General features: G+C 65.2%; 20 protein-coding genes and 1 tRNA gene. 7 read left to right on the top strand and 14 right to left on the bottom strand.

Annotated features, from left to right (window positions below):
* Nucleotides 1-14: 14 nt before the first annotated feature.
* Together BM118_RS39110 and BM118_RS39115 are read right to left on the bottom strand one after the other, a co-directional pair.
* Complete coding sequence (locus BM118_RS39110) at nt 15-2,627, bottom strand: O-linked N-acetylglucosamine transferase family protein (RefSeq protein ID WP_177235082.1); 2,613 nt, start codon at nt 2,625-2,627, stop codon at nt 15-17.
* A 380-nt stretch (nt 2,628-3,007) separates the two neighbouring features.
* Nucleotides 3,008-3,101 (bottom strand) — tRNA-Ser (locus BM118_RS39115).
* Between the two features lie 344 nt (nt 3,102-3,445).
* Between BM118_RS39115 and BM118_RS39120 the strand changes: the two genes are divergently transcribed.
* Nucleotides 3,446-5,467, top strand: a complete 2,022-nt coding sequence (locus BM118_RS39120) for an O-linked N-acetylglucosamine transferase, SPINDLY family protein (RefSeq protein WP_092193242.1) — start codon at nt 3,446-3,448, stop codon at nt 5,465-5,467.
* 54 nt (nt 5,468-5,521) lie between these two features.
* Here BM118_RS39120 and BM118_RS39125 read toward each other — a convergent pair whose 3' ends face one another.
* Complete coding sequence (locus BM118_RS39125; protein ID WP_092193244.1) at nt 5,522-5,788, bottom strand: hypothetical protein; 267 nt, start codon at nt 5,786-5,788, stop codon at nt 5,522-5,524.
* A 1,566-nt stretch (nt 5,789-7,354) separates the two neighbouring features.
* The gene (gene gatB, locus BM118_RS39145; protein WP_092193246.1) at nt 7,355-8,839 is read right to left on the bottom strand and encodes an Asp-tRNA(Asn)/Glu-tRNA(Gln) amidotransferase subunit GatB; all 1,485 of its coding nucleotides are present in this window, start codon (nt 8,837-8,839) and stop codon (nt 7,355-7,357) included.
* A gap of 194 nt (nt 8,840-9,033) precedes the next feature.
* On the opposite strand from gatB, the gene BM118_RS39150 reads away from it, so the two are divergent.
* A complete protein-coding gene (locus tag BM118_RS39150) occupies nt 9,034-10,473 on the top strand; it encodes an FkbM family methyltransferase (RefSeq protein ID WP_210189082.1) in 1,440 nt (479 codons plus the stop codon).
* A 4-nt stretch (nt 10,474-10,477) separates the two neighbouring features.
* Here BM118_RS39150 and BM118_RS39155 read toward each other — a convergent pair whose 3' ends face one another.
* From BM118_RS39155 to BM118_RS39180, 6 genes are all read right to left on the bottom strand, one after another.
* On the bottom strand, nt 10,478-10,783 hold the full coding sequence (locus BM118_RS39155) for a hypothetical protein (RefSeq protein ID WP_092193250.1): 306 nt from the start codon (nt 10,781-10,783) through the stop codon (nt 10,478-10,480).
* Nucleotides 10,774-12,249 carry an Asp-tRNA(Asn)/Glu-tRNA(Gln) amidotransferase subunit GatA gene (gene gatA, locus BM118_RS39160; protein ID WP_092193252.1) on the bottom strand — a complete coding sequence of 492 codons (1,476 nt, stop codon included), beginning with the start codon at nt 12,247-12,249 and terminating at the stop codon, nt 10,774-10,776. The genes BM118_RS39155 and gatA overlap by 10 nt, the downstream gene beginning before the upstream one ends.
* Nucleotides 12,246-12,458 carry a hypothetical protein gene (locus tag BM118_RS39165; RefSeq protein WP_027547180.1) on the bottom strand — a complete coding sequence of 71 codons (213 nt, stop codon included), beginning with the start codon at nt 12,456-12,458 and terminating at the stop codon, nt 12,246-12,248. Before BM118_RS39165 ends, gatA begins: the two co-directional genes overlap by 4 nt.
* A 24-nt stretch (nt 12,459-12,482) precedes the next feature.
* Entirely contained in the window at nt 12,483-12,770 is a 288-nt protein-coding gene (gatC, locus tag BM118_RS39170; RefSeq protein ID WP_092193254.1) for an Asp-tRNA(Asn)/Glu-tRNA(Gln) amidotransferase subunit GatC, read from the bottom strand.
* A gap of 87 nt (nt 12,771-12,857) precedes the next feature.
* Nucleotides 12,858-13,934, bottom strand: a complete 1,077-nt coding sequence (locus BM118_RS39175; protein ID WP_092193256.1) for an NAD(P)H-dependent flavin oxidoreductase — start codon at nt 13,932-13,934, stop codon at nt 12,858-12,860.
* A gap of 103 nt (nt 13,935-14,037) precedes the next feature.
* Nucleotides 14,038-15,063, bottom strand: coding sequence for an NAD(P)H-dependent flavin oxidoreductase (locus BM118_RS39180; RefSeq protein WP_092193258.1), 1,026 nt, complete (start codon nt 15,061-15,063; stop codon nt 14,038-14,040).
* 97 nt (nt 15,064-15,160) lie between these two features.
* On the opposite strand from BM118_RS39180, the gene BM118_RS39185 reads away from it, so the two are divergent.
* Entirely contained in the window at nt 15,161-16,051 is an 891-nt protein-coding gene (locus tag BM118_RS39185; RefSeq protein WP_092193260.1) for a LysR family transcriptional regulator, read from the top strand.
* On the opposite strand, the gene BM118_RS39190 is transcribed toward BM118_RS39185, so the two are convergent.
* A complete protein-coding gene (locus tag BM118_RS39190; protein ID WP_092193262.1) occupies nt 16,038-16,253 on the bottom strand; it encodes a hypothetical protein in 216 nt (71 codons plus the stop codon). The two genes, BM118_RS39185 and BM118_RS39190, sit on opposite strands and share 14 nt — an antisense overlap.
* 46 nt (nt 16,254-16,299) lie before the next feature.
* Here BM118_RS39190 and ruvX point away from each other — a divergent pair, with 46 nt between their 5' ends.
* Nucleotides 16,300-16,785, top strand: a complete 486-nt coding sequence (gene ruvX, locus BM118_RS39195) for a Holliday junction resolvase RuvX (RefSeq protein ID WP_177235084.1) — start codon at nt 16,300-16,302, stop codon at nt 16,783-16,785.
* A 4-nt stretch (nt 16,786-16,789) separates the two neighbouring features.
* Nucleotides 16,790-17,713 carry an AEC family transporter gene (locus BM118_RS39200; protein ID WP_092193266.1) on the top strand — a complete coding sequence of 308 codons (924 nt, stop codon included), beginning with the start codon at nt 16,790-16,792 and terminating at the stop codon, nt 17,711-17,713.
* A gap of 132 nt (nt 17,714-17,845) precedes the next feature.
* Here BM118_RS39200 and BM118_RS39205 read toward each other — a convergent pair whose 3' ends face one another.
* The 3 genes from BM118_RS39205 to BM118_RS39215 all read right to left on the bottom strand — a co-directional run bounded on the left by BM118_RS39205 (nt 17,846) and on the right by BM118_RS39215 (nt 21,276).
* Nucleotides 17,846-18,616, bottom strand: a complete 771-nt coding sequence (locus tag BM118_RS39205) for a CPBP family intramembrane glutamic endopeptidase (protein ID WP_092193268.1) — start codon at nt 18,614-18,616, stop codon at nt 17,846-17,848.
* A 76-nt stretch (nt 18,617-18,692) separates the two neighbouring features.
* Entirely contained in the window at nt 18,693-20,336 is a 1,644-nt protein-coding gene (locus tag BM118_RS39210) for an acyl-CoA dehydrogenase family protein (RefSeq protein WP_092193270.1), read from the bottom strand.
* Between the two features lie 190 nt (nt 20,337-20,526).
* Nucleotides 20,527-21,276 (bottom strand): M15 family metallopeptidase, encoded by a 750-nt coding sequence (locus BM118_RS39215; RefSeq protein WP_244550343.1) that lies wholly within the window; start codon nt 21,274-21,276, stop codon nt 20,527-20,529.
* A 241-nt stretch (nt 21,277-21,517) separates the two neighbouring features.
* On the opposite strand from BM118_RS39215, the gene BM118_RS39220 reads away from it, so the two are divergent.
* Both BM118_RS39220 and BM118_RS39225 read left to right on the top strand, forming a co-directional pair.
* On the top strand, nt 21,518-22,465 hold the full coding sequence (locus BM118_RS39220) for an aspartate carbamoyltransferase catalytic subunit (protein WP_092193274.1): 948 nt from the start codon (nt 21,518-21,520) through the stop codon (nt 22,463-22,465).
* Complete coding sequence (locus tag BM118_RS39225) at nt 22,465-23,772, top strand: dihydroorotase (protein WP_092193276.1); 1,308 nt, start codon at nt 22,465-22,467, stop codon at nt 23,770-23,772. The genes BM118_RS39220 and BM118_RS39225 overlap by 1 nt, the downstream gene beginning before the upstream one ends.
* Nucleotides 23,773-23,797 lie beyond the last annotated feature (25 nt).

Raw genomic sequence — 23,797 nt, forward strand, 5'->3', positions numbered from 1 at the left:
CGGTGTTCCAACCATCAGACGGATCGTATCGAGGGCACCTCGATGTGATCGGGCGGCAATCCGGCACGATACTGCCGAACCATGGCCTCAAACGCCTGTTCCAGGTTTCGGGCAAGCAGAGGCGTATCGAAGAGCGGCATCGTATGACGACGCTGTTCCAGAGTTTCCCTGATGCCGCAGAGCTTCTCGCGATCTAGAGCCAGTTCAATCGCGCGTTCCTCATATTCATCGCGAGAACGGGTGATGAGTTCGGCCAATCCGAGAGCATGCAGCAGGCTGGCTGCGACCCGGCCCGCATAGGTTTCTCCGGCCAGCGTCAGCACGGGCAGGCCGGCCCAGAGAGCGTCGCCTGCGGTGGTGTGAGCATTGTACGGCAGCGCGTCCAGGAACAGGTCTGCCAGGCGGTGACGCGCCAGATGATCCGCCGTCGAGGCAACGCGCGTGGCAAAGACCAGGCGCTGGGGATCGATGCCGCTTGCCTCGGCCGCTCTCCGCAAATTGGATCTTGCGACATCCGGGAGATCGGAAAGCCAGACGACGGAGCCGTCGACCTCCCTCAGGATGCGCATCCAGCTCCCAAAGGTCGCAGGATTGAGTTTGTAGGCGTTGTTGAAAGCGCAGAAGACGATGCCTTCGGCAGGCAATCCCTGCGCTCGCCTGTCGAGCCCGGCCTGCGAGATCGCGCGTCCCTCGGCATCGTGAGGCATGAAGCAATGCGGCAGCCAGACGACCTTCTCTGAAAAGTGCTTGCGATGCTCGGCAGGAATGACCCGCTCGTCGGCGATCACATAATCCAGCAATCCTCCGCCGACGGTGCCGGCAAAGCCGAGATAACCTGCGAGAACTGGAGCCGGCCGCTGCGCGAGAACGGCGAGCCGTGCTCCGAGCGTATGCCCCATCAGGTCCACGAGGATGTCGATTTTGGCCGCCTTGATGCAGCCCATGACTTCATCATCGCTCCGCCCGAAGAGATCGGTAAACTGGTCGAAGCTCCTCTCCAATCGCGCGCGCAGATCGCTGTTGTCGGTCGGGCCGATCGAGAAACCATGCGTTTCAAATCGGGTGCGATCGTGGGCCTCGAAAAGACCTGCGGCCAGATAGCTGACCGGATGGGTGCGAAAATCCCCCGACAGGTAACCGATGCGGATCTTGTCAGCCTGAACGGGGACAGCATCGACGGATTTGCGCGCGGCAAGACCAAGCATCCTGTCGATCCAGAAATCGGCGCTTCGTCGCTGGTCCTCGGCCGATGCCGCAATCGAGAGCAGCGCAAACGGCTGACAGCCCTCCTCGCCCGCGCGAATGGAGGCGATCAAGCGCGTTCTTTCAGCCTCGATCTCCGTCCAGTCGCAGCAATTCAGCTTCGAATAGAGCCTCGCGCCTTCCACCCCGGGCAGGCCGCGATTGAGCGAGAACGCCCTGTCGAAGGCCGCGAACGCGTCGTCGTGGCGACGAAGGTCGGCGAAGATATTCCCTCGCCCGAACCAGGCCTCCGCCAGGTCGGACCTGATGGACAGCGCCTTGTCGTAGCCGTCGAGCGCCTCCCCGTAGCGCTTGACGTCGGCGAAAACGTTGCCCCGGCCCAGCCAGGCTTCCGCCAGGTCCGGCGCGATGGAGAGCGCCTTGTCGTAGGCGGCGAGCGCATCATCGTGACGCCGCAGATCCAGGAAGACATTGCCGCGGCCGAGCCAGGCTTCGGCCGAATTCGCTTTGCTCGAGAGCACCGCGTCGTAGAGCGCGAGGGCATCGTCGTGGCGCTTGAGGGCCGTGAAGACGTTGCCGCGGCCAACCACGGCCTGGATCGAATCCGGCTTGATCGAGAGTGCTTTGCCGTAGGCCGTGAGCGCTTCGTCATAGCGCTTGAGATCCGCGTTGACGTTGCCCCGGCCAAGCCAGGCGGCCGCCGATTCAGGAGCGATGCCGAGTGCGCGGTCGTAGGACGCGGCGGCATCCGCGTAGCGCCTGAGCTCGTACAGGACATTGCCCCTGCCGATCCAGCCCTCCGCCAGATCGCCCCTGATGGAGAGTGCCCTGTCGTAGGCGGCAAGAGCCTCGTCGCGGCGCCCGCCACGAGCCAGCGCCGTGCCGCGGCCGAGCCAGGCTTCCGCCAGTTCGGGCCTGACGGAGAGCGCCCGGTCATAGGCGGCCAACGCCTCGGCATGGCGCTCGAGCTCGAGCAGCGACTTGCCTTTGTTCGCATGAGCGTCGGCGTAGTTCGGATCGAGGGCAATCGATCTGTCGAAGTCTGATATGGCGGCTTCGTATTGGCCGAGATCGTTGCAGGCTGCGCCGCGGTTGTTCCAGCTCTCGCGCACATTTGGATTGAGCCGCAAGGCCCTGGTGAATTGCTCGTGCGCGAGTGCGGGCTTGCCAAGCTGCTTCGCGATCAGCCCGTAATTATAGAAGGAAACATCCGATCCCTGATTGAGCTTGACCGCGCGCGCGATGAATGGCTCGGCCTCGGCGAACCGGTTCGTGTTCAACAGAACGATTGTCAGCAGGTTGAGCGCAGGCACATGCGACGGCTCGAACTTGATGACCCGCCTGAAGCCCTCTTCGGCCTTCTTGAGATCGCGCGCATTGAGGGCCGAGAGCGCCTCATTGAAGATTGCTGCGATGTTCTTCATCGACGGGAACCCACCTCTTGCACGGCGTCCCACTACGTCCATGGACCGACATCGCGCTCAGCACCCAAACCATGCCCATATTCACCCAATCGAGCGAAAGACCGGTGAAGTAGCTCACGCCGGCTCGGTTGAACATACGCCGGGCGCCATGTTTTCTCGGCCAAGGTGCAGGGGATATGGTCCATTCGGCTGGGAGGACCTCAGCGGAGCCGGATTTGACGGTTCCGGGACTTCCTTACGGCGACTCGCCGAGCTGCAAGCCAGCCGCCGCGGACCATGTGGGACGGCTAAGGCCGGGGATGCTCTGCCTTCAGCCCATCCGGGCCGCCGAGCGCACGGCCAATCCGCGAAAAATGGAAGAGATTTCAATTGGATACATCTGGCGGAGACGGAGGGATTCGAACCCTCGATAGGCCTTTACAAGCCTATAACGGTTTAGCAAACCGCCGCCTTCAGCCACTCGGCCACGTCTCCAACGCGCCGGGTATGCCCGACACGGCGGCGGGCTGCAAGCGGCAGAATTGGGACCAGCGGGTTTCTTTACACATGAAACCTCCGACAGGGACGGAATAAGGACGGGCGGGACTGGCTGACGTCCCGGGCCGGCTCGCCGTCCTCACGCCCGCACAGCGGGCAGCCCCCGCATCGGTTGGCCGGCATCGATACTCTCATGCGCGAAATCTCGGCCCGAGCGCGATGGTTTCGTGCCTCGAAGCGCGAGCGGCGCGGCCGTTGTTCTCCCCGGCAAAGGCGGCTAGAGTTTTTGCACCAATTCGCCAAGGCACGGCCCCGTCATCGGGGTCCAGAAACCCAATCACATGTCGCAGCAAAGCCGCAACAAGGGAGCTTCGGCCCCCTCCTCACTCCATACGTCGACTGTTCTGGACAAGGCCATTGCGGCGCACCGTGCGGGCAATGTGTCGGATGCGGAGCGGGCCTACACGGCGATCCTGAAGGGAAGCAGAACGCACCCCGTCGCGCTCCACATGCTTGGGCTGTTGCACGCACAGCGCGGCAATTTCGCGGATGCCGAGCCATTGCTCAAGAAAGCTGCCCGCGTCGATCCCGGCAATCCCGACGTCCTCTTCAACTATGCCAACGTGCTGCGTGCATTGGACAAGACCGACGATGCGCTCGGCTGGCTTGCGAAAGCGATTGCCCTGGCGCCGAAATTCGCCGGTGCGCATCTCAATCGCGGAGCGATCCTGATGGCACGCAAGGAGCTTCACGATGCCATCACGGAATTTGATCGCGCCATTGCGATCGCGCCGTCGAGCGCGGCGTTCGCAAACCGAGGTAGTGCGTTTCACCAGCTCGGTCGGCTCGACGAAGCGCATGACAGCTACCAAAGGGCCGTCGAGCTCGCACCGTCGAATCCACAGAACCATTTCCTCTTGTCTGAAGTCCTTACCCAGATGGGTCGGCACGACGAAGCGATCGGAGCGCTCGAAAGAACGGTCGCGCTGGACAAGGCTTTCCCGTTCGCATTCAGCAAGCTCGTTGGTTCCAGGCGGCAGCGTGCCGACTGGCGCAGTTTCGAAGTTGAACAGGCCGCTCTGGACGAGGCCGTCGAAGCCGGCGTGGCGGTCGACCCTCTTACCTTCTTTCATGCCTCGTCGTCTCCCGCACATCAATTGACCTGTGCGAAGACATTTGTCGCCAAGGTCGCTTCGGAACGAGGTGCCGCGATCCCCAGAGCGCCGTCACCGGTTTCCCGGCTGCGGGTCGCGTATCTGTCTGCCGATTATCGCAATCACGCCACCGCGAATTTGATGGCCGGAGTTTTCGAGGAGCACGACCGCGAGCGCTTCGAGGTCAGCGCCATCTCCTACGGACCGGATGACTGCAGCGAAATGCGCAATCGCCTGAAGGCGGCGTTCGAACGCTTTGAAGATGTCCGCGATCTTGCAGACGAGGACGTGGTCAAGCTGATACGCCGGCTCGACGTTGATGTTCTTGTCGATCTGGGAGGCTTCACCACCGGTGCGCGGCCAAAAATCCTTGCGTGCCGGGCGGCTCCGCTCCAGGTCAGCTATCTCGGCTTTCCCGGCACGATGGGCGCGTCATATATCGACTACCTCATTGCCGACAGGATCGTCATCCCTGAAGCAGAGCAGAAGTATTACACCGAGAAGGTGGTTTATCTCCCCGACAGCTATCAGGCGACCGACGCGAGGCGACCGCTCCTGCCAGATGGTCCGGCCCGGAGCGAGGTCGGACTGCCGGAAGATGCCTTCGTCTACTGCGCGTTCAACAGAGCGTCCAAGATCACGCCCGTGCTGTTCGATGTCTGGATGAGGCTGCTGACCAGGACCGCAGGCAGCGTCCTCTGGCTGCTTGATGGGGACCCCATCGCCAGGGAGAACCTGAGGCGTGAAGCCGTTGCGCGCGGCGTCGCTGCCGAGAGGATCGTGTTCGCCGCGCCCGTCCCTGCCTACGAACACTTGGCGCGCCACCGGCTCGCCGATCTCTTCCTCGACACGTTGCCCTACAATGCCCATACCACGGCCAGCGACGCCCTCTGGGCCGGCTTACCGGTCCTGACCTGCCTCGGCACTGCCTTCGCGGGACGTGTCGCAGCCAGTCTCCTGAATGCTGTCGGCCTTCCCGAGCTGGTGACGCGATCGCTGGACGAATATGAGGTTTTGGCGCTTCGCATCGCGCACGATGCTGAACTTCGCACCGCCCTCAAGAGCAAGCTGGCGACGCATCGGACCTCTTGGCCTCTCTTCGATACCGTCGGCATGACGCGACACATCGAAAGGGCCTTCAATGAAATGTGGCGCCGGCATTGCGCCGGCGAAGCGCCGGCCTCGTTTGCCGTCCCAATCTCATCGTGAGGCGCCTTGGCGCTAATCGCGCCAGTTCGGTTCCCTACGGCGGAGTAAACCGGGTCAGTGGGTGGAAACCCACGCCCTCGCCTCGCGCTGCGCGGCCGAGATCTCGGCGTCCGACATCTGCCCGGCGACTTCCTGGCGCAGCGCCACGGCGTCCTTGCGGCCCTTCAGGGCGGCGAGGTTGAACCATTTGTGCGCGGCGACGAGATCGACGAGGCCGGAGCGGCCGCTCGCCCAATAGATCCCGCGCTCGAACAGCACGTCCGACAGCGCGCTCGCGTCGATCGGCGTCGCGGTCTCCAGATCGAAAGTACCCTGAAACATAACGCATCCCCTGTTTCTTATGCCGCCTCGTTCCCCCGAGCGCGGCTCCCGTCCAACTCTGATTTGCGTGATCCCTTCTGGGATCATGCGCCGTTCAACTCTCCCCATGCCGTTTGCCGGCTTGTTGGAGGCGATGATGGCGGGCAAATTTGAATGGCAGTTTAAGTATCGCGATGAAGCAGACGTAAACGCGGGCGCCCGGCGCCCGCATGAAGAATGCAAAAAGCCTCCGTTTTGCAGGCACTTTTGCGATTCGTCAGATTCGGTTTACCTTGGGATTTTCGGACAACGATAACCATCGCGCGCGGTGGCGGGTCGCTGCGGCGTACATTCCGCCACTGATTGTCGTCACCCGCGACCCGGCCACGCCGGGGTTTGCGGTCCTGGGACGCTGAAGCTTCAGCCGACGGCAGGCGGGTGACCCGGTACTCCGCAGACGCCAGTCATCCATCAAGAGCCGCGGCGCGCTGGATCGCCCGGTCGCAGCCGGGCGGATGACACCGCAAATGGGGAAACGGCGCACGGACGCCACGTAACGACAAAGCCGCAGCCCTCGCCTGCCCCGAGGCAGTGCACAGCGGCGGCACGGTCACGCTACGACCAGATCGGCAATGTATGGAAAGGGAATGCCGGCAATACCCCGGCCTCAGGAGAACGAGGGCGTCGGCGAACACGTCAGGACCAGATTCCACTTTGACCGCGAGGCCACTCGTGAAATTGCAGAACCGGAAGAACCGGCCCCGCACCGAACGAAGAAAACTCGTTTCTTCTGCCGGACCGTGAAGAGAACGATCCGACCGTTGACCTGATGTCTCGCCGACACCCTCTATCGTCGACCAGAACCTTCTAGGAGGCGCTGATGACGTGCCGGCTGTCTAGCAGCCGGCAACTTCAGAAGTCGAAGTTACTTCTTCTTCTTCGCGACCTTGCGGGTCTTCTTCGCAGTCTTCTTCACTGCGCTCTTCGCCTTCTTCGCCTTCTTCGCTTTCTTGGCCATGTTGCCCTCCGATGTGTGAGATGGCTTTAATCGCTGCGTGCACTCGGGGATCGAGATGCACACTCATCCCGAATACACCAACACGACGAAAAAAACAGCTTCTCGCTTAAAGAAGTGTTGACGCAGCAAGGCGCGTGCGCTTGGCCGGCGCGATGCAAGCACACTGCATGACGTGTTCGTGCGATCGCGCAGAGCGGGCGCATCATCGGTGTTTGCGAGAGTAATGATTGCAAGAAAACACTATGCAGAAAGTATTTTCCTGCACGCACGCATTGCGCATGACCGACGCGATGACGCGCGTCGCGACGCGCGGGATCGCCTCGCGAAGGCGTTTCGCGGACTCTGAGTCGGAGATTTTGGCAACGAAAATATTTTCATGCTTAACGGCGCGAACGCTCGTCGGAGCGCGTGCAAGCCGCCGTTTTGCGCGAATCGCGTGACGGCGATTCGGTCGCCGCGGAGCTGTCGATCGGGATGAAGTTTGCCGCCGAGGACGCGCGCGAGCGTCGCATCGCGAACCGAAAGCGAGGTGACGACGCGTGTCCGTCACCTCGTCCGAACGCGTGAGGCTAGACGCCGAGCTTGGACTTGAGCAGCTCGTTGACGCTTTGCGGGTTGGCCTTGCCGCCGGACGCCTTCATCACCTGGCCGACGAACCAGCCGAGCGACTGCGGCTTGTCCTTGACCTGCGCGGCCTTGTCGGGATTGGCCGCGATGATGTCGTCGACCACCTTCTCGATCGCCGAGAGGTCGGTGACCTGCTTCATGCCGCGGCTTTCCACCAGCGCGCGGGGATTGCCGCCCTCCTGCCAGACGATCTCGAACAGATCCTTGGCGATCTTGCCGGAGATCGTGCCCTCGCCGATCAGGTCGATGATCCCTGAGAGTTGCTCGGCGGTGACGGGAGAGCCCGTAATATCCCGGCCTTCCTTGTTGAGACGGCCGAACAGCTCGTTGATCACCCAGTTCGCCGCCATCTTGCCGTCGCGGGCGCGATTGCCGAGCCTGTCGAGCACGGTCTCGTAGAACACCGCGCTCTCGCGCTCGGCGACCAGCACGCTCGCGTCGTAGGCCGACAGGCCGAAATCGGCGACGAAGCGCGTCTTCTTCTGGTCCGGCAGCTCGGGCAGCTTCGCCTTCAGCTCGTCGACGAAGTCTTGCGAGAACTCCAGCGGCAACAGATCGGGATCGGGGAAGTAGCGGTAGTCATGCGCCTCTTCCTTCGACCGCATCGAGCGCGTCTCGCCCTTGTTGGGGTCGTAGAGCCGCGTTTCCTGGTCGATCTGGCCGCCATCCTCGAGGATTTCGATCTGGCGCCGCGCCTCGTACTCGATCGCCTGTCCGATGAAGGTGATCGAGTTCATGTTCTTGATCTCGCAGCGGGTGCCGAGCGGCGCGCCCGGCTTGCGCACGGAGACGTTGACGTCGGCGCGCAAGGATCCCTTCTCCATGTCGCCGTCGCAGGTGCCGAGGTAGCGCAGGATCGAGCGCAGCTTGGTGACATAGGCCTTGGCCTGCTCGGCGTCGCGGATGTCGGGCTTGGAGACGATCTCCATCAGCGCCACGCCGCAGCGGTTGAGATCGACAAAGGACATCGCCGGCGACTGATCGTGCAACAATTTGCCGGCGTCCTGCTCCAGATGCAGCCGCTCGATCCCGATGGTCGCGGTCTTGCCGCCGTCCAGTTCGACAACGACCTCGCCCTCGCCGACGATCGGCGACTTGTACTGGCTGATCTGGTAGCCCTGCGGCGAGTCCGGATAGAAATAGTTCTTGCGGTCGAACACCGAGCGCAGATTGATCTGCGCGTTGAGGCCGAGCCCGGTGATGACAGCCTGCCTGACGCATTCCTCATTGATGACGGGCAGCATTCCCGGCATGGCGGCATCGACCAGCGACACGTGGCTGTTGGGCTCGCCGCCGAACGCGGTGGACGCGCCCGAGAACAGTTTCGAGTTCGACGTCACCTGGGCGTGGATCTCCATCCCGATGACCATCTCCCAGTCGCCGGTTGAGCCTTTGAGCAGTTTGTGGGGTGTCGCGTCAGCTTTCATGGCGAAGATGTCGTTCTGTGCTGGAGGATGCGGGTCGGACCCGGCCGGGCGGGAGCTACCACGCCCAACTAATTAAGCCGGGGCGGTAAGCGATGCAACCTGGCCCCCCCGTCCCCGATCGGCCGAATTGGGCGTGAAACTGCACGCAATCCGTGTCATGACAACCGCAAAAGGATCGACACGGGAGGGACATGATGGGCGAGCTATCGCTCCGGATGACTGACGGGACGCATATCGTTGTGCCGGCCACGCTCGGCGCCGTCACCACTTATGTCATCCTCGAGCAAGAATCGTGGTTCGAGAAGGAGACGGCATTTCTCGCAAGCTGGCTGAAGCCGGGCATGACGGTGCTCGACATCGGGGCCAATCTCGGCGTCTACAGCCTGCCGATGGCGCGGTTGATCGCGCCTCATGGCCAGGTGTTCGCCTATGAACCAGCCAGCGAGCCGCGCCGCCTGCTCGCGCTCAGCAAGGCCAAGAACGAGGCCACCAACCTGCATGTCGTCGCCGCCGCGCTGTCCGACGGTGAGCGCGAGGGTCAGCTGGTGCTGGGCAGCTCCAGCGAGCTCAACTCGCTGCAAGGCAGCGGTCCCAGCGAGAAGGTTCAGATCACGTCGCTCGACGCCGAACTGAAGTCGAGGAACTGGGGCGCCATCGACTTCGTCAAGATCGACGCGGAGGGAGAGGAAGAGCGCATTCTGGCCGGCGCGCAGGCATTTTTCTCCGAGCACTCTCCCCTGGTGATGTTCGAGATCAAAGCCGGTGAGAAGCAGAACGACGGCCTGCCGGCAGCGTTCGCCAGCATGGGCTTCGGCATCTACCGGCTCCTCGGCGGCGCGCCTCTCCTGGTACCGGTCAAGGTCGGCGAGCCGCTCGATCCCTACGAGCTCAACCTGTTCGCGGCCAAACCCGAGCGCGCCGCAGCACTCGCAGGCGAGGGTTTCCTGATCGAGACCATTCCGGTGTGGGAGCCCGACGACACCGCACGCGACTGGGCGCTTGCGCAGTTCAAGGCGCAATCCTTTGCGCCGATTTTCAATGCGCTGGCCGGCGGCGCCGCGGCTCAAGACCCGATCTATCGCGACGCTCTTGCCGGCTATGCGATCTGGCGCTCCCGGGAGCACGCATGGCCTCAGCGTTACGCGGCGCTGAAGTTCGCTTGCGATACGCTCGGCGCGCTCTGTCAGCAGCAAGCTTCGCTGTCGCGCCTCTCGACGCTCGCCCGCATCGCCGCGGACATCGGCAACCGTGCGATGGCTGTCAACGCACTGCGGTTCGCGGCGGAGGTGCTCAAGGGCGGCAAAGGCCGCATCCTGGAACCATTCTGGCCGGCAAGTCCGAGGTTCGATCATCTTGCGCCCGGGGACAACGTCGTCGGCTGGTTCGTGGCTGCAGCGCTCGAGCGGCTCGAACAGCTCGCGTCGTTCTCCTCATGCTTTGCACCGCCTTCCGTCGATCTCGACTGGCTGGCAAAGCAGCCGCTGGTTGCCACCGAGATCGAACGCCGCCGTGTTCTCCAGCGGGCGCGCGCAGGTCAAAAGGTCGCGGTCCCATCGCGTCTGCGCAAGGCGGCGCCGGACCACCTCAACGCCGCGGCCTGGCGCGCCGGCGCAGTGCCCAACACGAGCCTGTGAAGGCTCAGGCGCCCCCCGCTTCGAGCAGCGCCGTTGCGATCCGCTGCCACTCCGCCTCCAGTGAATCCTTTGCCGTGGGCTGGCCGGCCTGGCGATACCAGTAGCCGGCATTGCCGAGATCGCCTTCGACGCGGTGCAGGTACGCATGCACCCAGGCGGCCTCGCGGCTGCTCTCGTCCTGGACGATCTTGTGCGCGCGGTCCCAGTCGCCCTTCGCCGCCCACCAGAGACCGGCGAGCGGCGCGTTCAGGTCCGGCGCCGGCGCCGCGCCGTCGAGGCTCGCGATGAACGCGGCGACATTCACCACCACCTCGCAGGCGTGAAGCGGCCGGCGGCCTGCTCGATCACCTCGCCGAGCGAGAACAGCGTCTCCTCGTCGAAGGGACGGCCGATCAATTGCAGGCCGAGCGGCAGGCCCTGCGCGTCCTTGCCGGCGGGCACGGCGATGCCGGGCAGGCCCGCCATGTTCACCGTCACCGTGAAGATGTCGTTGAGATACATCTCGACCGGGTCGGCGCCGCCCTTCTCGCCGATGCCGAAGGCCGCCGACGGCGTCGCCGGCGTCAGGATCGCGTTGACGCCCTTGGCGAAGCAATCCTCAAAATCCTTCTTGATCAGCGTGCGCACCTTCTGGGCACGCAGGTAATACGCATCGTAATAGCCGGCCGAGAGCACGTAGGTGCCGATCATGACGCGGCGGCGCACTTCCGCGCCAAAGCCCTCGGCGCGGGTGTTCTCGTACAGCTCGATGATGTTACGGCCCTGCTCGCGCAGGCCGTAGCGGACACCGTCGTAGCGCGCGAGGTTCGAGGACGCCTCCGCCGGCGCCACGATGTAATAGGCCGGCAGCGCATACTTGGTGTGCGGCAACGACACTTCGACCAGCTCGGCGCCGGCCGCCTTCAGCCAGGCTGCGCCCTCACTCCAGAGTTTCTCGATCTCGGCCGGCATGCCGTCGAGACGATACTCCTTGGGGATGCCGATCTTGATGCCCTTCACGGACTTGCCGATCGCGGCCTCATAGTCCGGCACGGGGATGTCAACCGACGTCGTGTCCTTCGGATCGTGCCCGGCCATCGAGCGCAGCAGCATCGCGCTGTCGCGCACGCTGCGCGCGATCGGACCTGCCTGGTCGAGCGAGGAGGCAAAGGCGACGATGCCCCAGCGCGAGCAGCGGCCGTAGGTCGGCTTGATGCCGACGGTCGCGGTGAACGCCGCCGGCTGGCGGATCGAGCCGCCGGTGTCGGTCGCGGTCGCGCCCATGCACAGCAGCGCCGCCACGGCCGAGGCCGAACCACCGGACGAGCCGCCCGGCACCAGCGTCGTGTTGCTGCCGTCACGCCGCCACGGATTGCCGACGGGACCGAAGCACGAGGTCTCGTTGGCCGAGCCCATCGCGAACTCGTCATTGTTGAGCTTGCCGAGCATCACGGCGCCGTCGCGCCAGAGCTGCGAGGTCACGGTGGACTCGTAGGTCGGCACGAAATTGCCAAGGATTTTTGAGCACGCCGTGGTGCGCACGCCCTTGGTCGCGAACAGATCCTTGATGCCGAGCGGGATGCCGGCGAGCGGGCCGCCCTCGCCCTTCGCGATCTTCTCGTCTACGGCCTTCGCCATGTCGCGCGCGCGATCCGGCGTCTCCATCACGAAGGCATTGAGCACGCGCGCGGCTTCGATCGCGTTCAGATGCGCGTCGGTCAGCTCGAGGGACGTGAAAGTCTTGTCGGCGAGACCCTTGCGGGCCTCGGCGAGCGTCAGCGATGTCAAATCGGTCATTTATTGATCGGGCTGCAGAAGAACGGAGACAGGGTTTTGTCGTTGGCCGGATCGTCCTTCTTGGCGGCCGCTTTCGCGGCGGCTTCGATCTCGTCGAGCACGGCATTGACGGCGACATTGGGATCGGCAGCCTTGCCCTGCCGCTCCATCTTGTCGAGATAGTTCATGTAGGCCTGGTAGGCCTTCTCATCGTCGCAAAGCAGGCACATCGGACAACGTCCTGAATTAGAGGCTTACTCGACGACCTTCGGCACCAGGAAGAAGTGACCTTCGGTCGCGGGCGCGTTGGCAACGATATCGTCGTCGATCTCGCCGTCGTTGACCACGTCCTGCCGCTTCTTCATCTGCATCGGGGTGACCGAGGTCATGGGCTCCACGCCCTCGACATTGACCTCCGAGAGCTGCTCGACAAAGGCGAGCATGGCATTGAGCTCGCCCTGCAGATGCGGAACCTCGTCCTCGGAAACCGCAATGCGCGCCAGATGCGCGATGCGGCGGACGGTAGCGGCGTCGACGGACATTATATAAGGCCTCTCACGGCAAAACCTATGTGCCGTATAGCAGAGGCCGCTTTTGCGCCGCAACCGGCGCTCCCCGCCTATCTCCCCCTATCCAGCGAGCGCCTTAAGGCGAGCCAAGGCCGATTTGGCCAGATCCCGGGTCAATTCGGCCGCGGGGACCTCGCGGCCCAGGGCGATGGCCTGGCCGGCCCAGAGATTGGTGAAATCCACCCTGCCCTGCTTTTCGGCAGCCGCCTTGAGCGGCCCCAGTGCGGTCGCGGCATGGGGAAAGGGAGGCGCATCAGGCGAGATCGGGCCGGCCTCGCGCATCAGGCGGTTCTGCACGCCCCGCGCCGGACGGCCGGTCATGACATTGGTGATGACGGTGGAATCGTCCCGCGCTTCAGCGAGCGCCTTGCGGCCGCCCGCGCTGACCTTGGATTCCGGGCAGCGCAGATACGCGCTGCCGATCTGCACGCCGGAGGCACCGAGCGCAATGGCCGCGGCAATGCCGCGCCCGTCGGCGATGCCACCGGCCGCGATGACCGGCACCTTCACGGCATCGGCGACCTGCGGCACCAGTGCGAAGGTGCCGGGCTGCTCGGCAATCTTGTCGGTCAGGAACATGCCGCGATGGCCGCCGGCCTCGGCGCCTTGCGCGATCACGGCGTCGGCGCCGCGCTGCTCGAGCCAGACCGCTTCCTTCACCGTGGTGGCGGAGGAGATGACGAGACAGCCGGCCGCCTTGACGCGCTTGAGCAGCGCCGCGTCCGGCAGGCCGAAATGGAAGCTGACGACTTCCGGCTTCAGCTCCTCGACGACTTCGCAAAAGGCCGCGTCGAATGGCGCACGGTTGGCCGCGGCGATCGGTGCCGCCGGATCGAGGCCATGCTCGGCGTAATAGCCCGTGAGCCGCTGCTTCCAGCGCGCTTCGGCCTCGGTCGTGAGCTCGACCGGCGTATGGCAGAAGAAGTTCATGTTCACCGGCGCCTTAACGCGCTGGCGGATGAGACCAACCTGCTCGCGCGCCTTCTCCGCCGAGATCATCGCGCAGGGCAGCGACCCCAGCGCCCCGCCTTGCGCGGCCGCGATCACCAGCTCCGCATCCATCACGCCGGCCATCGGCGCCAGCACGATCGGGAATTCGGTCTTGAAGAGGTCGATCAGTCGACGGTCAGGCCACATGGTGTGTCTCTCTCGTTCTTACCCTCTCCCCTTGTGGGAGAGGGTGGATCGCCGCGATAGCGGCGAGACGGGTGAGGGGTTTGCATCCGCGGAGACAGACCCCTCATCCGGCGCGGATTGCATCCGCGCCACCTTCTCCCACAAGGGGAGAAGGAAAAGAAGAAACCGAGTTGCGCCGGCCGGCGAGATGTTGCTCGGCTTCGATGGCAATCCGCTCGACGAGCTCGGCCGCGGGTGGAATATCATGAATCAATCCGACCGCCTCGCCCGCGATCACCGCGGCGATGTCGAAATTGCCGGCCGCCTTTGCCGCGGCATACTCCGCCGCGACCGTGGCGACATTCTGCATCAGCTCGACCTCGCGGCCGATCCAGCGCCTGGCGTGGTCGTTGACCAGGCACCGGCCGGTAAACGGCGCCGGCCAGACGTTGTTGCGTGACAGGTCGAAGATAATGCCGCGCACGGTCGAGCCGCTGCTTGCGGCGCAGATGCGCCGCTTGGCCTCCTCGGCGCCGTCGGCCTCCTGGCTCGCATAGAAGCGCGTGCCGAGCAGCACGCCGCTCGCGCCCAGCATCATCATGGCGGCGAGACCGCGCCCGTCGGCGATGCCGCCGGCCGCCACCACGGGCACACGGCCCGCTGCGAGATCGACGATGGCAGGCACGAGATCGACGGTAGTGCGTGACGCGCCGTGACCGCCCGCCTCCGTGCCCTGCGCGACCAGGATATCGGCGCCGGCGTCGAGCGCCTGCCGCGCCATCGCCTCGTCCTGCACCTGGCAGATCAGGTGCGCTCCCGCGGATCTGATCTTGGATGCGAACGGCGCGGGATCGCCGAAGGACAGCATGATCGCGGATGGTCTGGCGGCGAGCGCAATGTCGAGCAACTCGGGCCGCTTGGCGAGGCTCCAGGTGATGAAGCCGACACCGAACGGCGCGCGCAGGCCGGCGAGCTTTGCGGTCTCCTGCTCCAGCCACGCCCTCTCGCCGTAGCCGCCGCCCAGAATGCCGAAGCCTCCGGCGCGGCTGACGGCCGCCACCAGACGGCTGCCGGCGACGACATCCATCGGCGCCAGCAGCACCGGATGCCTGATCTCCAGCAAGCTCGTCAGCGGCGTCGTAATGGGCATGGCTTCTCCCCGATCTGGACAGCGAGGGTAAGCGCGACTAGCATTCTCGAAAAATGAATTGTTGCGAACGCTATCATCTCAAAAACGAAACGGCGCCATGGAACTCAGCGATATCCAGACCTTCGCCGCGGTCGCCCGCACCGGCGGTATCACCCGCGCTGCCGAGGAACTCAACACAGTGCAGTCCAACATCACCCAGCGCGTCAAGGCGCTGGAGGCGGAGATCGGCACGCCGCTGTTCGAACGCCACAGCCGCGGCATGACGCTGACCGGCGCCGGCAAACGCCTCCTGCCCTATGCGCAACGGATGGCCGCGCTGTCGCGCGAGGCCATGCTCGCCGCACGCGACGACGGCGAGCCGAAGGGACCGCTGGCGATCGGTTCGATGGAAACGACAGCCGCCGTGCGGCTGCCGCCGCTGCTCGCCGATTTCCACCGCCGCTTCCCGGCCGTCCGCCTCTCCTTGCGCACGGCAACGACGGCCGACCTCGTCGCTGGCGTGCTCGAAGGCACGCTCGACGGCGCCTTCGTCGCGGGTCCCATCGCGCATGCCGACCTCACCGCGACCAGCGCCTTCCGCGAAGAGCTGGTGCTGGTCAGCGCGCGGCGCTGGGCCTCGCTCGCCGAGCTGCGCGCCGGCACGCCGGAGTCCGGTCCGACGGCGCTGGTGTTCCGCACCGGCTGCACCTATCGCCAGCGGCTTGAGCAGATTTTCGTCGAGTTCGGCTGGCCGTCGGCCGCACGCTTCGAGCTCGGCACGCTCGACGGCATGATCGGCTGCGTTGCCGCCGACATGGGCGTGACGCTGCTGCCGCGCACGGTGGTCGAGCGCAGCGCGATGAACGGCAGCGTGTCGATCCACCCGCTGAGCACCACGCACGCGCGCGTCGAAACGCTCTTCATCCAGCGCAGCGCCGGACATCAATACAGCGCGCTTCAAGGCTTTGCGGCCTGCCTGAAAACGGATGACGACGTCATCGCGGCCTGAGATGCCAGCGCCGGAGCGCCACCACCGCCCAGATCGCCTCGACCAGCCCGAACGGCCAGGCGCCTTGCAGGAAGCCGTAGGCCGAGCCGAGCGCGCAGGACATCGCGAACAGCAGCACGAACCAGTGGCTGCGATCCTCCATGGCGTAAGTGACCAGCATCGCGGTGACGGCAAACAGGCCGAATAGCGTCAGCGTATCCATGTTCCGGGTTCACTCCGCAGCGCGACGCATGCTATGCGCTGATGCCATGCCGGCTCTTATCCTGCCCCTCGTCGATGCTGCAACCCACTGGCCCGAACGCGGCGGGTTGATCGGCCTTGATCTGGGCACCAAGACCATCGGCGTCGCCGTGTCGAACCAGGACCGGCGGTTAGCTACCGGCGTCGAGACCATTCAGCGCAAGGCGTTCAAGCAGGACGCCGCCCGGCTGCTCGCGATCGCCACTGAGCGCAAGGTGGTCGGCTTCGTGCTTGGCCTGCCCATCAACATGGACGGCAGCGAGGGCCCGCGCGCGCAATCGACCCGCGCCTTCGCCCGCAATCTTGCCGGGCTCACCACGCTCCCCATCGGCCTCTGGGACGAGCGCCTCTCGACCGCGGCGGTCGAACGCGAGTTGATCGGCATGGATGTCAGCCGCGCCAAGCGCGCCGAGGTGATCGACGAGCACGCCGCGATCTTCATCCTGCAGGGCGCGCTCGACCGTCTCGCCAACTTGCGCGCCGGAAACGGCTGACCCCATGGCCGTCGTGATCGCGGCGCTGCTGCCGGTCTTCATCCTCATCGTGCTCGGCGGCGTGCTGAAGCACAGCCTGATGCGGCTGGACACGCAATGGCACGGGCTGGAGCGGCTGACCTATTTCGTGCTGTTTCCGATGCTGCTGATCCAGACGCTGGTGAAGGCCGACCTTTCCAAGGTGCCAGTCGCCGGCGTCGGCGGCGCGCTGCTGCTCTCGGCGCTGGCGATGTCGCTGCTCTGCCTCGCGCTGCGCCCCGCGCTGGCGCGGTTCGACATCGACGGGCCGGCCTTCACCTCGATCTTCCAGGGCGCGACGCGCTGGCAGACCTATGTGGCGCTCTCCGTCTCCGCCAACATGTTCGGCGATGTCGGGCTGGCGCTGGCATCCGTCGCGATGGTCGCGATCATCCCGCTGGTCAACGTGTTCAGCGTCGCCGTGCTCGCCCATTACGCCGCGCCGGAAAGACAGTCCGCACGCGCGATCGTGACGACGGTGATCCGCAATCCCCTGATCTGGGCCTGCGCGATCGGGCTCGTCGTCAATCTGACGCACCTGCCGCTGCCGAAGATCTGGCATGAGGTTGCGGATGCGCTGAGCCGGTCATCCCTGGCGATCGGGCTGCTCGTCACCGGTGCGGGCCTGCATCTCAAAGGCCTCCTGCATCCCAGCCTGAGCGCGACGATCGGCGTCGCCTTCAAGCTGGTCCTGATGCCCGTGCTGGCGCTCGCGCTTGCGGCCTGGTTCGGGCTATCAGGCAACAGTCTGGCAATCGTCGCGATCTGTGCAGCGGTGCCGACCTCCCCCAGCGCCTATGTGCTGGCCCGTCAGATGGGCGGCGATGCGCCGCTGCTGGCACAGATCATCACGCTACAGACCATCCTGGCGGCGGTCACGATGCCGATCGCGATCGCGCTGGTGGCTTGAGGCTCGTCATTGTGGGCGCCTCCCTCTCCTCGTCATTGCGAGGAGCTCTTGCGACGAAGCAATCCAGAATCCCTCCGCGGAAAGATTCTGGATTGCTTCGCTGCGCTCGCAATGACAGTGTGGGTCTACTTCCTAGCCCCCCAGCCACATCGTCAGCACCACCGCAGTCATGTTGTTCAGCGCGTGCAGCACGATCGTGAGCCAGAGCGAATTGGCGCGATGGCGCATGTAGCCGAACCACAGGCCGATGGTGAAGACCTCGGCGAGGAAGTACATGTCGTACTGAAGATGCACGACCGTCCACACCAGCGACGACAGGATGATCGCGCCGGGGACGCGCAGGAAGCTCGCCGACCAGCCGCGATAGAGGAAGCCGCGCGCCAGTACCTCTTCCGACATCGGCGCCGCCACGCTGAAGGCGAACAGCAGCAGGATGGCCGCGCCCTTGTCGCGGCCCGATTTCAACAGATCGGTCATGAAGCCCGGTGTCGCCTCGCGGCCGAGGCTTCGCGACATCGTCTCCCAGGCCACCACGATCAGGATGAGACCGACCACGCCGAACAGAAGCTGCTTCCAGGACGGCCAATGCAGCGCGAGATAGTCGACGAAGGAGGCCTTCTTGATGCGGATGGCAAGCCATACCGCCGCCAGCGTCGCCGGCAGGCCCATGATGACCGACAGCGCGAGCGCCGCCGGCTCGCGGCCGACCGACTGGATCGAGGCCATATCGATCGGAAGGCCGCGCAGCGCGGCCAGCAGCAGGATCGCCCCGACCTGGCCGACGAACATCGCGACGAAGATGAGAAGGCCCCACAGCGCCGTGCCCCAGAACTTCCAGACGCGCGGCGCGTGATCCGCGGGCGTCATGGTGAGTGGCGGATGCTCGGGATTGAGGGAGTCCATCAGGGGGCTTTCGTTAGAAGATCACCGTCATTCCGGGGCGGTCCGGAGGACCGCCCCGGAATGACGGAACAAAAAATCACGGCAGCGCCCTCTGCAGCAGCGCGCGCACGTCACTGCTCTCCAGCTCCACCGCGCCGTACATGCTGGCGTGGTTCGCGGCGAGGCGCGTGGCGGCAAACAGTTCGGCATGGCGCGGCGACACGCCGTTGAGTGCCGCGGCCGCGGCAAGCAGCGCCAGCTTCTCGACCGCGAGCCGCGCGACGCGCTCGCCGTCGGCGCGGCGGAAGGTCTTGCCGATGAACGCCGCCGCCTCGCCTGCGCCCGGCAGACCTTTGGTCTCGGCGGCAAGCGATTGCAGCACCGCCATCGCCGCCTCCGGCTCGCGCGACAGCGCGCGCAGCACGTCGAGGCACATCACGTTGCCCGACCCTTCCCAGATCGCGTTGACCGGCGACTCCCGGTAGTGGCGCGCCAGAATTCCGTCCTCGACATAGCCGTTGCCGCCGAGGCACTCCATCGCCTCGTAGAGGAAGGCGGGCGCGCTCTTGCAGGTCCAGTATTTGATCGCGGGCGTGAGCAGCCGCATATAGGCGGCCTCCGCCGCATCGTGCGGGGTGCGATCGAAGGCGCGGCAGAGCCGCATCACCAGGGCGACGCTGGCCTCCACATGCAGCGCCATGTCCGACAGCACCGCCTGCATCAAGGGCTGATCGGCCAGATGTTTCTGGAACACGCTGCGGTGACGCGCATGATGCAGCGCATGCGCGAGCCCCGAGCGCACCAGGCCGGTGGAGGCAATCGCGCAATCCTGCCGCGTCAGCTGCACCATCTGGATGATGGTGCGGATGCCCTTGCCCGCCTCGCCGACCGCTTGCGCATAAGCGCCGACGAACTCGACCTCGGAGGACGCATTGGAACGGTTGCCGAGCTTGTCCTTCAAGCGCTGGAACTGGATCGCGTTGACCGACCCGTCGGGCGCAAAGCGCGGCATGAAGAAGCAGGTCAGCCCCTCGTCGGCCTGCGCCAGCACCAGGAACGCGTCGCACATCGGCGCCGACATGAACCATTTGTGGCCGGTGATGCGATAGGCGTCGCCGTCACGCACCGCGCGCGTCATGTTGGCGCGCACGTCGGTGCCGCCCTGCTTCTCGGTCATGCCCATGCCGAGCGTCATGCCGCGCTTGTCCCACCACGGCGCGAATGTCGGATCGTAGCTCCTGGTCGACAGCACCGGCATCACGCGCGCCAGCAGATCCGGCTGCATCGCCAGCGCGGCGACGGAGGCGCGCGTCATCGTGATGGGACAGAGATGCCCGGTCTCGACCTGCGAAGCGATGTAGAACTTTGCCGCGCGAATGACCTCGGCGGCATCGCCCGCAGGCTTCCCCTCCGCCGTCCAGGTCGAATTGTGCACGCCCGCATGCGCGCTATGCGCCATCAGCTCGTGATAGGCGGGATGAAACTCGACCTGGTCGCGGCGATTGCCCTTGGCGTCGAAGCTGCGCAGTTTGGGCGTGTTCTCGTTCGCCGCGCGCCCGCGATCGGCCATCGCGGCCGAGCCCCAGTGCTTGCCGAACTCGGACAGCTCCCGCTCCGTCGTAGCGCCGCCATTGGCCTTGACCGCCTCGACCAGCGGCCGGTCCACGGCGAACAGATCGACATCCTCGAACGGCGGCGATTGGTTGAAAACCTCGTGAGTTGCGAAGCTGGGCTGGGTCATGTGCGCTTCCGATCAAGCCTATCTCAGCACGGGCGCTACCACCTCTCCCGACGGGAGAGGTCGCGCCGGAGGCGCGGGTGAGGGGTTACGCTCGACCGAGGGACCAGATCCCCTCACCCGGCGCTTCGCGCCGACCTCTCCCCTTGGGAGAGGTGATCCGACTCGCGGCTGCTTCCGGCTCAATTGAACTCTACCTCGTTCGCGGCTGGATCGGGAAATCATAGGCCGCACCGCCTGCCCCCGGCAGGGAAAAATGCCACCACTCCTTCGAATAGTTCACAAAGCCTTGCTTCGCCATCGCGGCCAGCAGCCGCTTGCGCCAGGCGCGCTGGTCCGGTGTGATCGACGGTGCTGCGGTATGGCCCTTCGTGTCCGTACAGTCGTAGCCAGTGCCCATGTCCACGCTGCCCTCCGGCGGCCGCGCCTCGACCGGCGCCGTGCAGTCGGCATAGGTTTTCGACGGATCATACTTGCCGGAATTATCGGCTTTGAGATCGACCAAGGTGAGATCGAGCGCCGCGCCCGTCGAATGCTGCGAGCGGCTTGCGATATAGCCGAGGCGAAACAGCTCGGTCTTGGGTATCCTGGGATTGTAGCGCCGCTCGGCGGCCGTCTCACGGCCGTTCTGCGACCATGCGACCATGTCGAGCGAGGCCCGCGCCGGCCGGTAGCAGTCGAACATCTTGAGCGACAGGTTTTGCGCGGCGAGGTCCTGCTGGACCGACTTCAACCGCAGCCCGACCTCGCGCTTCACCACGCACTCGCCGGCGCCGTAGCCGGCGAGCGGACGGCCGACGAAATTGTTGGATGTGGCGTAGCGGATGTCCTGGATGATGGTTGGATCGATGTCGCGCAGATAGGCGAAGCCGCCGGGGAGCGATTGGGCGTGGGCATCGCCAACAAATGCGACGACCAAGAGCGCTGTCAGAGTTGTCTTCAACGGAAGCCTCCACATCGTCATGGCCGGGCATAGCCGTCTGAAGGACGGCGTCGCTTCCGCTCGCCTATGTCCCGGCCATCCACGCCCATTTGCGTCAAATGCGATAGAAGAACGTGGATGCCCGGGACAAGCCCGGGCATGACGGAGAGGATGAGCCTGCACCGACAGATCAGGGGATAACTCCCCGCCCCGGCATTGGCCCTTGCCCCCCCAGCCATCCCCGCCTATAGCTCTCGTTTTAATGACATCGAAATCGACCTTCGTCCTCGGCCACCGGCATTTGCTGGGCATCGAGGGCCTTTCCGTGGCCGACATCACCGGCCTGCTCGACCTGTCCGAAGAATATGTCGAGCTCAACCGCCAGGTTGACAAGAAGCGCACCGTCCTGCGTGGACGGACGCAGGTGAACCTCTTCTTCGAGGCTTCCACCCGGACCCAATCCTCGTTCGAGCTCGCCGGCAAACGGCTCGGCGCCGACGTCATGAACATGTCGGTGTCTTCCTCGTCCATCAAGAAGGGTGAGACGCTGGTCGACACCGCGATGACGCTCAACGCCATGCACCCGGATATCCTGGTGGTCCGGCATCACGCCTCGGGCGCGGTGGAACTGCTGGCCCGCAAGGTTGACGGTTCCGTGATCAATGCTGGCGACGGCGCGCACGAGCATCCGACCCAGGCGCTGCTCGACGCCCTGACCATCCGCCGCAACAAGGGCCGGATCGAGGGCCTGGTGGTCGCGATCTGCGGCGACGTGCTGCATTCGCGTGTGGCCCGCTCCAACATCATCCTGCTCAACACCATGGGCGCCCGCGTCCGCGTCGTCGGCCCCTCCACGCTGCTGCCGCCCGGCATCGAGCGGATGGGCGTCGAGGTTGCGCGCGACATGCGCGAGGGGCTCAACGGCGCCGACATCGTCATGATGCTGCGGCTCCAGCGCGAGCGCATGAACGGCTCCTTCGTGCCGTCGACCTCCGAATATTTCAACTATTTCGGGCTGGACCAGAAGAAGCTCGCTTATGCCAAGCCGGACGCTATTGTCATGCATCCCGGCCCGATGAACCGCGGCGTCGAGATCGACACCGCGGTCGCCGACGGCGCGCAATCGCTGATCCGCGAACAGGTCGAGATGGGCGTGGCGGTGCGCATGGCCGTGCTCGAAGCGCTCGCCCGCAATTTGCCGAACGCGTGATGCTCATGCTGACTGACCGCCGTCCCATCCTGCTCGCCAACGCCCGCGTCGTCGATCCCTCCAGGGATTTCGACGGCCCCGGCGATGTCCTGATTGCCGACGGCATCATCCGCGAGACCCGCCGCGGCATCGGCGCCGCCGGCGTCCCCGAGGGCACCGACGTCGTCAACTGCGCCGGCAAGATCGTGGCCCCCGGCCTGATCGACATGCGCGCCTTCGTCGGCGAGCCCGGCTTCAGCCATCGCGAGACATTTGCTTCGGCGAGCCAGGCGGCGGCGACCGGCGGCGTCACCACCATCATCTGCCAGCCCGAGACCGAGCCTGTCATCGACAATTCCGCGACCGTCGACTTCGTGATGCGCCGCGCCCGCGACACCGCAATCGTCAACATTCTGCCGATGGCGGCGCTGACGAAGGGAATGCGCGGCGAGGAGATGACCGAGTTCGGCCTGCTCAAGGCCGCTGGCGCCATCGCCTTCAGCGACGGCGACAGAAGCGTCACCAACGCCCAGGTGATGCGCCGGGCCCTGACCTACGCGCGCGATTTCGACGCGCTGATCGTGCATCACACCGAAGATCCCGATCTCGTCGGCGAAGGTGTGATGAACGAGGGCGAGTTCGCCTCGCGGCTCGGCCTGATGGGCATTCCGAACGCAGCGGAAGCCGTGATGCTGGAACGCGACATGCGCCTCGTCGCGCTGACCGGCGGGCGCTATCACGCCGCCTCGCTGACCTGCGTCGACTCGCTCGAGGTCCTGAAGCGCGCTCGCGACGGCGGCCTTGCCGTGACGGCCTCGGCCTCGATCAACCATCTTGCGCTGAACGAGAACGATATCGGGCCCTACCGCTCGTTCCTGAAGCTGTCGCCGCCGCTGCGCACCGAGGACGACCGCCGCGCGCTGGTCGCAGCCGTCGCCTCCGGCCTCATCGACGTCATCATGTCCGATCACAATCCGCAGGACGTCGAGGTCAAGCGCCTGCCGTTCGCGGAAGCAGCTCCCGGCGCCGTCGGCCTTGAGACCATGCTGCCCGCCGGCCTGCGGCTGATGCACAATGGCGAGCTGGACCTGAAGACGCTGATCCGGGCGATGTCGACCCGGCCGGCCGAGATTCTGGGGCTGCCAGGCGGAACCCTGCGCACAGGCAGCCCGGCGGATGTGATCGTGATCGACCCCGACGTCCCCTGGGTGGTCGATCCTGCCGAGCTCAAATCGCCCTGCAAGAACACCCCGTTCGACGAGGCCCGCTTTACAGGCCGCGTGGTGCGCACCATTGTCGGCGGACGGACGGTCTACGAGCATGTCTAGGGTGACGGTTTTGGCTGTCGCCCTG

Origin of the sequence: Bradyrhizobium sp. cf659 (assembly GCF_900113725.1) — a bacterium.
GTDB lineage: Bacteria > Pseudomonadota > Alphaproteobacteria > Rhizobiales > Xanthobacteraceae > Bradyrhizobium.

What these genes read in the sequence shown, in the direction of transcription:
- BM118_RS39165 (WP_027547180.1), bottom strand. Translation starts at nt 12,458, where the DNA reads ATGTGCCTGCTTTGCGACGATGAGAAGGCCTACCAGGCCTACATGAAC.
- BM118_RS39225 (WP_092193276.1), top strand. Translation starts at nt 22,465, where the DNA reads ATGCTCATGCTGACTGACCGCCGTCCCATCCTGCTCGCCAACGCCCGC.
- BM118_RS39200 (WP_092193266.1), top strand. Translation starts at nt 16,790, where the DNA reads ATGGCCGTCGTGATCGCGGCGCTGCTGCCGGTCTTCATCCTCATCGTG.
- BM118_RS39150 (WP_210189082.1), top strand. Translation starts at nt 9,034, where the DNA reads ATGGGCGAGCTATCGCTCCGGATGACTGACGGGACGCATATCGTTGTG.
- gatC (WP_092193254.1), bottom strand. Translation starts at nt 12,770, where the DNA reads ATGTCCGTCGACGCCGCTACCGTCCGCCGCATCGCGCATCTGGCGCGC.
- gatB (WP_092193246.1), bottom strand. Translation starts at nt 8,839, where the DNA reads ATGAAAGCTGACGCGACACCCCACAAACTGCTCAAAGGCTCAACCGGC.
- ruvX (WP_177235084.1), top strand. Translation starts at nt 16,300, where the DNA reads ATGCCGGCTCTTATCCTGCCCCTCGTCGATGCTGCAACCCACTGGCCC.
- gatA (WP_092193252.1), bottom strand. Translation starts at nt 12,249, where the DNA reads ATGACCGATTTGACATCGCTGACGCTCGCCGAGGCCCGCAAGGGTCTC.
- BM118_RS39205 (WP_092193268.1), bottom strand. Translation starts at nt 18,616, where the DNA reads ATGGACTCCCTCAATCCCGAGCATCCGCCACTCACCATGACGCCCGCG.
- BM118_RS39125 (WP_092193244.1), bottom strand. Translation starts at nt 5,788, where the DNA reads ATGTTTCAGGGTACTTTCGATCTGGAGACCGCGACGCCGATCGACGCG.
- BM118_RS39220 (WP_092193274.1), top strand. Translation starts at nt 21,518, where the DNA reads ATGACATCGAAATCGACCTTCGTCCTCGGCCACCGGCATTTGCTGGGC.
- BM118_RS39110 (WP_177235082.1), bottom strand. Translation starts at nt 2,627, where the DNA reads ATGAAGAACATCGCAGCAATCTTCAATGAGGCGCTCTCGGCCCTCAAT.
- BM118_RS39210 (WP_092193270.1), bottom strand. Translation starts at nt 20,336, where the DNA reads ATGACCCAGCCCAGCTTCGCAACTCACGAGGTTTTCAACCAATCGCCG.
- BM118_RS39190 (WP_092193262.1), bottom strand. Translation starts at nt 16,253, where the DNA reads ATGGATACGCTGACGCTATTCGGCCTGTTTGCCGTCACCGCGATGCTG.
- BM118_RS39120 (WP_092193242.1), top strand. Translation starts at nt 3,446, where the DNA reads ATGTCGCAGCAAAGCCGCAACAAGGGAGCTTCGGCCCCCTCCTCACTC.
- BM118_RS39180 (WP_092193258.1), bottom strand. Translation starts at nt 15,063, where the DNA reads ATGCCCATTACGACGCCGCTGACGAGCTTGCTGGAGATCAGGCATCCG.
- BM118_RS39175 (WP_092193256.1), bottom strand. Translation starts at nt 13,934, where the DNA reads ATGTGGCCTGACCGTCGACTGATCGACCTCTTCAAGACCGAATTCCCG.
- BM118_RS39185 (WP_092193260.1), top strand. Translation starts at nt 15,161, where the DNA reads ATGGAACTCAGCGATATCCAGACCTTCGCCGCGGTCGCCCGCACCGGC.